General features: G+C 59.0%; 9 protein-coding genes. 1 reads left to right on the top strand and 8 read right to left on the bottom strand.

The genetic code is table 11. The annotated features are described in order from the left end of the window. From NW857_RS06825 to NW857_RS06860, 8 genes are all read right to left on the bottom strand, one after another. Positions 1-161 (bottom strand): ATP-binding cassette domain-containing protein (locus NW857_RS06825; protein ID WP_414368433.1); only part of this gene is annotated, 161 nt, incomplete at its 3' end. Continuing rightward, complete coding sequence (locus NW857_RS06830; protein WP_414334500.1) at positions 154-1,020, bottom strand: alpha-D-ribose 1-methylphosphonate 5-phosphate C-P-lyase PhnJ; 867 nt, start codon at positions 1,018-1,020, stop codon at positions 154-156. The genes NW857_RS06825 and NW857_RS06830, both read right to left, overlap by 8 nt. Beyond that, positions 1,010-2,026 carry a carbon-phosphorus lyase complex subunit PhnI gene (locus NW857_RS06835; RefSeq protein ID WP_414334502.1) on the bottom strand — a complete coding sequence of 339 codons (1,017 nt, stop codon included), beginning with the start codon at positions 2,024-2,026 and terminating at the stop codon, positions 1,010-1,012. The genes NW857_RS06830 and NW857_RS06835 overlap by 11 nt, the downstream gene beginning before the upstream one ends. Next, positions 2,026-2,568 carry a phosphonate C-P lyase system protein PhnH gene (gene phnH, locus NW857_RS06840; protein ID WP_414368420.1) on the bottom strand — a complete coding sequence of 181 codons (543 nt, stop codon included), beginning with the start codon at positions 2,566-2,568 and terminating at the stop codon, positions 2,026-2,028. Before phnH ends, NW857_RS06835 begins: the two co-directional genes overlap by 1 nt. Then, positions 2,565-2,984 (bottom strand): phosphonate C-P lyase system protein PhnG, encoded by a 420-nt coding sequence (gene phnG, locus NW857_RS06845; RefSeq protein ID WP_414334505.1) that lies wholly within the window; start codon positions 2,982-2,984, stop codon positions 2,565-2,567. The genes phnH and phnG overlap by 4 nt, the downstream gene beginning before the upstream one ends. Before the next feature lie 9 nt (positions 2,985-2,993). Continuing rightward, positions 2,994-3,836: a phosphonate ABC transporter, permease protein PhnE gene (phnE, locus tag NW857_RS06850; RefSeq protein ID WP_414368422.1), complete on the bottom strand. Its 843-nt coding sequence runs from the start codon at positions 3,834-3,836 to the stop codon at positions 2,994-2,996. Further along, entirely contained in the window at positions 3,781-4,677 is an 897-nt protein-coding gene (gene phnD, locus NW857_RS06855) for a phosphonate ABC transporter substrate-binding protein (protein WP_414334509.1), read from the bottom strand. Before phnD ends, phnE begins: the two co-directional genes overlap by 56 nt. Before the next feature lie 67 nt (positions 4,678-4,744). After that, the gene (locus NW857_RS06860; RefSeq protein ID WP_414368423.1) at positions 4,745-5,536 is read right to left on the bottom strand and encodes a phosphonate ABC transporter ATP-binding protein; all 792 of its coding nucleotides are present in this window, start codon (positions 5,534-5,536) and stop codon (positions 4,745-4,747) included. Positions 5,537-5,729: 193 nt separating this feature from the next. Between NW857_RS06860 and hisIE the strand changes: the two genes are divergently transcribed. Further along, positions 5,730-6,420 (top strand): bifunctional phosphoribosyl-AMP cyclohydrolase/phosphoribosyl-ATP diphosphatase HisIE (hisIE, locus tag NW857_RS06865; protein WP_414368425.1); only part of this gene is annotated, 691 nt, incomplete at its 3' end.

The raw sequence follows: 6,420 nt of genomic DNA on the forward strand, positions 1-6,420 counted from the left end.
TAGAGAATTCTCAAAAGGGTGCTCTTGCCGCTGCCAGAAGCCCCCACCACCCCCAGCACCTCCTGGGGATAGAGCTTGAGGCTGACGTTCTTGAGGGCCCAGCGATCCCCGTAGGCTTTCCAAACCTTGACCAGTTCCAGCAAAGGCCTTTCTTCAACCATGCTGCTTCTCCCCAAATAAAGGCCCACTTTCTTTGCCAGCTAGGAGTTTTTCCATATAGCCCTGGTCGGAGATCTCGTAGGCCAAGCTGCCATCCTCCTGGGGAATGGCGTTGAGAAAGACGTGGCGGCAACCCGTGCGGCGGCAGGATCCCACAATGGGTTCCGGCTGGAAGGGTCGATCCACAAAGGCCAGAGGTTCTACCTGCGTGTAAGGGGGGACAGCGTAGATCCGCTTTTCCCGACCGGCGCCAAAGAGCGTGATGTGGGCTGCCTGGTGCAGCTTGGGCAGATCCCAGCGGGGCAGGGGACTGGGATCCATCACATAGCGGCCGTGCACCAGAACGGGATAGGCTGCTCCCTTGCGGCTGTGGCCGTAGTGCAAGTGTTCTTCAAACAGATCCACCCAAAGCAGGCTGTAGTCCCCCAGGGCATGCAGCTCCCGCGCCTTGGCATCGGAAGGCTCCACGTAGCGCAGGGGTTCAGGGATCGGGACTTGCAGGATCAAGATTTGTCCTTCTTGCAGTCGCTCCTCCGGGATGCGGTGACGGCTTTGGATGAGGGTTGCTTCCAAAGCATCGGTGGTGGTTCGAGCTCCGCTGACGTGGGCAATGAAGCGGCGCAAGTTGGCAGCATTAACCGAGTCATCCGCTCCTTGGTCGATGACCTTCACCACATCTTCCGGCCCCACGAGGCTGAGGGTAAGCTGCAGGCCGCCCGTGCCCCAGCCGCGGGCCAGGGGCATCTCTCGGCTGGCAAAGGGAACTTGATATGCCGGTATGGCCAGAGCCTTGAGAACCTTGCGCCGAATTTCTCGCTTGGCTTCAGGATCCAAGTAGGCGTAGCTATGCTTAGGGTTCAAGAGCAGCCTCCTGATGGCTCATCCAATTGCTGAAGAACGTTACATAGTGAGGCAGTTTGTAGTGCAGGGCAAAGCCCGAAGCCTCCACGGGATCCGTGTGTACCAGAACAAACTCCTCGCTGCGGGCCGGATGGGTGGGGCGATCCATCTCCAAATCCAACATTGCGCCCGCGATAACCCGCCCCTCGTTCCAGCCCAAGCTGGCAGCAAAGCCTAAGCGGTATCCCTTCTCCCCATGCCCGACGACTTCTGCAAAGGCCAAGCGGATCCGCCCCAGGCGAAAGCTGCCTCCCCGCACCGGGTGGATAGCCCGCACCTCGAGATAGCCCACCCCCAACTCCGCCACTGTTGGGTGGGTGTGGACGTTGTAGGCCCGCATGGCGCTGTAGGCGAGGGCCAGGAGTCCTCCGGTGTCCCCTCGCGCCAAAGCTTGCAGGCGATGGGCTCTTGGCGCCGGAAACAGCAGCGGCTGCCGCGTTAGATCCGGGATCTCTTCCTCTAAGTCTTTCTCTGCCACTGGATCTTCTTCCAGCAGGCCTTGCTCTTTTAGCCAGGTTCGCACCGAAGGGTAGCGCTGGGGAGCAGCCGTGGTCTCTGGCTCCACCCCTTGGGTTCCGGAAAAACCCAGCAGACGCAGGCTGTAGTCGAGGGTGGGGCCGAGGACTTGGCCGCCGGGAATGCTCTTGAAGGCTGAAGAAAGCCGTCGCACCAGGAGCAAATCTTCTTTTTTCTGAAGCTGCGCTTTGCCCAGGCGAGGAAGGGTAGTTCGATGAGCTCGCAAAAGCAGCAGCGCTTCGTAGAGATCGCCCCCTGTCTGGGCCAAGGCCTCAGCAGCCAGCTCTGGAGCCCAGAGGCCAGCTTCCGCCATCACCTGATCCAAAAGATAGGGCAAGTAGCTGGCCAGGCCCTTACTCGACTGACCTGCCCCCCTCGGCAACAATTCGCGAAAAAGGGCTTCGGCATTGAGAATGGCCTCCTGACTGCCCCGCGCCACCACGTAGCCCATCAACCCACCTCCACACTTCGCGGTATGCCTACTACATGCTGCCCGTCGGTAAGCAAGATGTCCACTCCCAAAGGGTAGGCCGAGATCTGGGAGCGCAGCCGCCAAAAAGCAGGGGGCAAATCCACAGCCAAGCACACCTCCCCAGCAATGCCGGGGCCCTTGAAGACAAGAGGGGATCCCTGGCCCCAGCCAGTTCCCAGGATGAGAGTTGCCCCGCTCTCCGGCTCCAGGTAGGTGCCCCTCTTGAGAAGCGAGAGGGTTTCCCAACCGGCAGGCAAATCCGCCAGCCGCTCGGCAAAGACGAAGTCCGCCGCCTCCAAGGCCACAGGCCGGGGAGCCTGACCGCGCAGATCTAAGAGCAGCCAGTCTGGCGCCCAAACCCCCACATTCCCATCCACCAGGGTAATCGCAATGAGGCGGAAGGCTTGGCGCAGCGAGTGAGCTGGCAAGCGCCAAAGCCGGCCAGGGTAGCTCAGCGCCATCACCAAGGTTCGGAAGACCTGTTGGCTTTGCCGTTCGGCTGCGGGCATGGGCACGCTCATAGCGTCTCCACCTCCAAGCGCGTGGTGGCCACCTTGCGCCAGAGGCGCTCATCCTTCTCCTGGAGATGTTCCTGAGCTTCCAGGGCCAAGGCCTGGATCCGATCTTCAGCAATCCCCGCCTGCAACGCGGCATCCAGGTAAGCCAGGGAGCGGGCCAGGCGCGGCCGTTCCCCCAGCACTATTCCATAGCCTTCCACTCCCTTTCGGGGGAAGCGCAGCCAAACCTCGTAAACCAAGACTTCTCCCAGATAAAACGGCGTACCGCTGCGCGAGTCCTGGAAGGGGAGCAACAGCAGGCCCGCTCCTTCCTTCAGCTTCTGGCTAGCTCCCAGAGCGGGCCGTACCTCCCGCGCCAGAGCCACAACTGTCTTTTCGGGAGCCTCCTGCAGCAGCTCCAGGATTTCAAGAGCCTGCACCCTCACCTCCTATACCAGGGATTGGCGAATTCGCGCCGAGACCTTGTCGATTGTAAACACGGTTAGCAGGATGAGCAAAATGATGGTGGCGGCGTCCTGAAAGCGGAAGGCCCGCACCGTCTGCATCAGATCGAAGCCGATGCCACCAGCTCCCACCAAGCCCAAGACTGTTGCCGAGCGCACATTGACCTCAAACAGGTAGAGCGTCACCGAGTAGAAAGCTGGGGCCACCTGCGGCCAAAAGCCATAGACAAGAACCAGCAGAGGATGGGAGCCCGTAGCCCTCACGGCCTCCACCTGCCCCATATCCACCGTCTCAATGGCCTCGGAGAGCAACTTGCCTGCCACTCCAGCCGTGTGCAGCGTCAACGCCATGATCCCTGGGAGAGGCCCCAAGCCAATGGCAGCCACAAAAACCAGGGCCAAAACCAGCTCGTTGAGTCCCCTGAGGATATCCATCAGCCCGCGGACAGCCAGATAGACCACAGGAGAGCGGATGACATTTTTGGATCCCAGGAAGGCCAAGGGAAGCACAAGGAAGGTGGCCAGAAAAGTGCCCCAGAAAGCCATGATCAGGGTCTGGAGCAAAGAGTAAAGAAAAGCTGGCAGAAAGTGCAGGCTGGGCGGAAAGAAGCGAGCGACAAAGGCAGCACTCCTCCCCAACCCAGCCAGCAACTTGACTGGTGAGATCTCAGCCGGCCCTGCCGTCAGCAGGAGAGCCAGAAGGATCATCCCGACTAGGAGAACACCGAGGCGATCTCTCCGTTTGAGCTCTGCCGGTAAGGGGGGCAGTTTCTTAGAGTTGGCACTCAGGTTGCTTAAGAGCATTGTTAACCTTGCGGAAGGGATCATAATCTTTGTCGCTGGCCGGCTCAAAACCCTTGAGACCGCGAGCTTCTAGCCATTGCTTGCCTTCCGGTGTGTTCTCGTACTCTAGGTAGGCCGTGCGGATGGCTTCTTTGAGGTCTTCCGGCAGGTCTTTGCGGTAGGCCCAGGGAGAGGAAGGGATCGGATCGGACTTCCAGATCACCTCAAAATCTTCCAAACCCTTAATTTGGCCCTTCTTGGTGGCAATGCTGATCCCGGTATCCCAAGTCACCCCCACGGGAATGGTTCCCTGAGAGACTCCCAGGATAACCGACTCATGGTTGCCGGCAAAGGCAACTTGTTTAAAGTACTCCTTGGGCTTGATCTTGGCCTCTAGACAGAAGTAAGCCATGGGCACCTTGAAACCAGAAGTGCTCTCCGGGTCAACGAAAGCAAAATCTTTGCCCTTGGCAGCTTCTAGAGTTGTAATGCCACTGCCCTTCTTGGAAATCATCAGAGAGTGGTAAACAGTGCCCGAGCGAACAGAATCTTCCTTCACAAAGGCTTCGATGGGGGCATTGGCTTTTTCAATCGCATCGACGTAAGAGGCGGGCCCATAAAAAGCAACGTGGGTCTTCCCTTCCGCCTGGGAGAGCATCACAGCCGTGTAGTCACCAGCCACGAACAAACGCACCGGGATCCCCAATCTCTCTTTGAGGTAGTTCAGGAAAGGCGCATAGCGGGCTTCGTAATCAGCAGCACTCTCCACCGGCACTTCAGCAATGACCAGCTCCTCGGGCCAGTTCTGCTTCTGCGCCAACACCGGCACCCAACTGGCAAAGCCCAATAGGAAAGCCGCTAGAGCCAAAACCTTCCTTCTCCGCATGAGTATTCTCCTCTGCAGCTGACTTGAAATTGAAATTGATTGAAGTTGAGTTTGAGCTTACCTGTCCTCAAGCCGTCAAGGCTGAGGGCAACCCTCCGAGGGTTTGAGAGGCTTCCTCCTCCCCGAAGTAGAGATCCTTCTCTTTTTCAGGGGTGAGAGCCGAGACTGGCCCATCAAAGAAAACCTGCCCATCCTTGAAGGCAACAACTCGGTTGGCGTAATGGCGCACCATCTCCAGGTGATGCAGGGTCACTAGGAGCGGGATGCCTTGCCGACAAACCATTCCCAGCAGTAAATCCATGATCACCTGCGCATTTTTGGGATCCAAAGCCGAGATGGGTTCATCTGCCAGGATCAGCGCCGGCTCTTGGATCAAGGCGCGAGCAATGCCCACCCGCTGCTGCTGTCCCCCCGAAAGAGCATCGGCCCTCTGCCAGGCGTGCTCGAGAAGCCCCACCTCCTCCAGTAGCCTTTCTGCTTGGGCCAGATCTTGCTCCGAGAACTGCCGCAGCAAGCCCTGGGTAAGATTCAGGTGGGGCAGGCGCCCAATCAGGACGTTCTCCAAGACAGTCAGGCGGCCAATGAGCTGAAAAGTCTGGTAGATCATGCCCGTGCGCTTGCGCACCTGCTGTAGACCCTCTCCTCCGCCTTCGTGGAGGGGGAAAGAGCCAACCCAGACTTTTCCAACGCTGGGCTTAACCATTCCCTTCAGGAGCTTAAGGAGGGTGGACTTCCCAGCGCCAGAGGGGCCAATCAGGGCCACAACCTGGGCTCCATCGCCAAACAGGTCGAGACAAACCCCTCTTAGGGCAACTTTGTTTTTAAAGGTGACCCAGAGGTTTTCTACCCGGATGCGCATTGCTCTCCCTCGGCGCGTGAAAGCTCGGTATCAAACTTAGCAGCTTGACTTTAAGTCACAACTAAAACCAGGTTAAGCCCAGATTAAGATCCCCCTAGCGGCAACAAAAGCCGGGCTGGGCAGGAGGAGGTACCCTGGGGAGAGCTGGCTTTGCTATCTTGCTTTTTATGCTCTCTTTGGATTCCTGCCCTCTATGATTGCTGCCTCGGACTCCATTCCTTCAGCGGATCCGCCCCGCGCTCTTCTGCCGGAGGGGATCGCTCATCTGGACAGCCTCCGCTACAACGAACAGGGTTTGATCCCGGCCATTGTGCAGGACTACCTGGACGGGACGGTGCTGATGATGGCCTGGATGAACCGGGAATCGCTGCAGAAAACGCTGGAGACAGGCCGCACCTGGTTCTGGAGCCGCTCCCGCCAGGCGTTCTGGCCCAAGGGGGAAACTTCTGGCCATGTGCAGTGGGTCAAACAAATCCGCTACGACTGCGACAGCGACGCGCTGGTCATTTTGGCGGAGCAGGTGGGAGATGCGGCCTGCCACACAGGAGCGCGGAGCTGCTTCTTCCGCACCCTCCCAGAGAAGGAAGGGGATCCCATCCCGGCCGCCGATACCCTGTCGCAGGTGTTTGCCGTGATCAAGGCCCGCCAGGCGGATCCCCGTCCCGATTCCTACACCAGCAGCCTGCTGGCCAAGGGAGACAACGCCATCCTGAAAAAACTCGGCGAGGAGACGGCTGAAGTGGTGATGGCGGCAAAGGAGGGGGACAAGACCGCCCTGGCCCGCGAGGTGGCGGATCTCTGGTACCACTGCCTCGTGGCTCTTGCTCACTATCAGGTGGATATTCGGGATGTCTATCGCCAACTCCAAGCCCGTCGTTCCCCTC

The organism is Synechococcus sp. H55.9 (genome assembly GCF_047462355.1).
GTDB lineage: Bacteria > Cyanobacteriota > Cyanobacteriia > Thermostichales > Thermostichaceae > Thermostichus.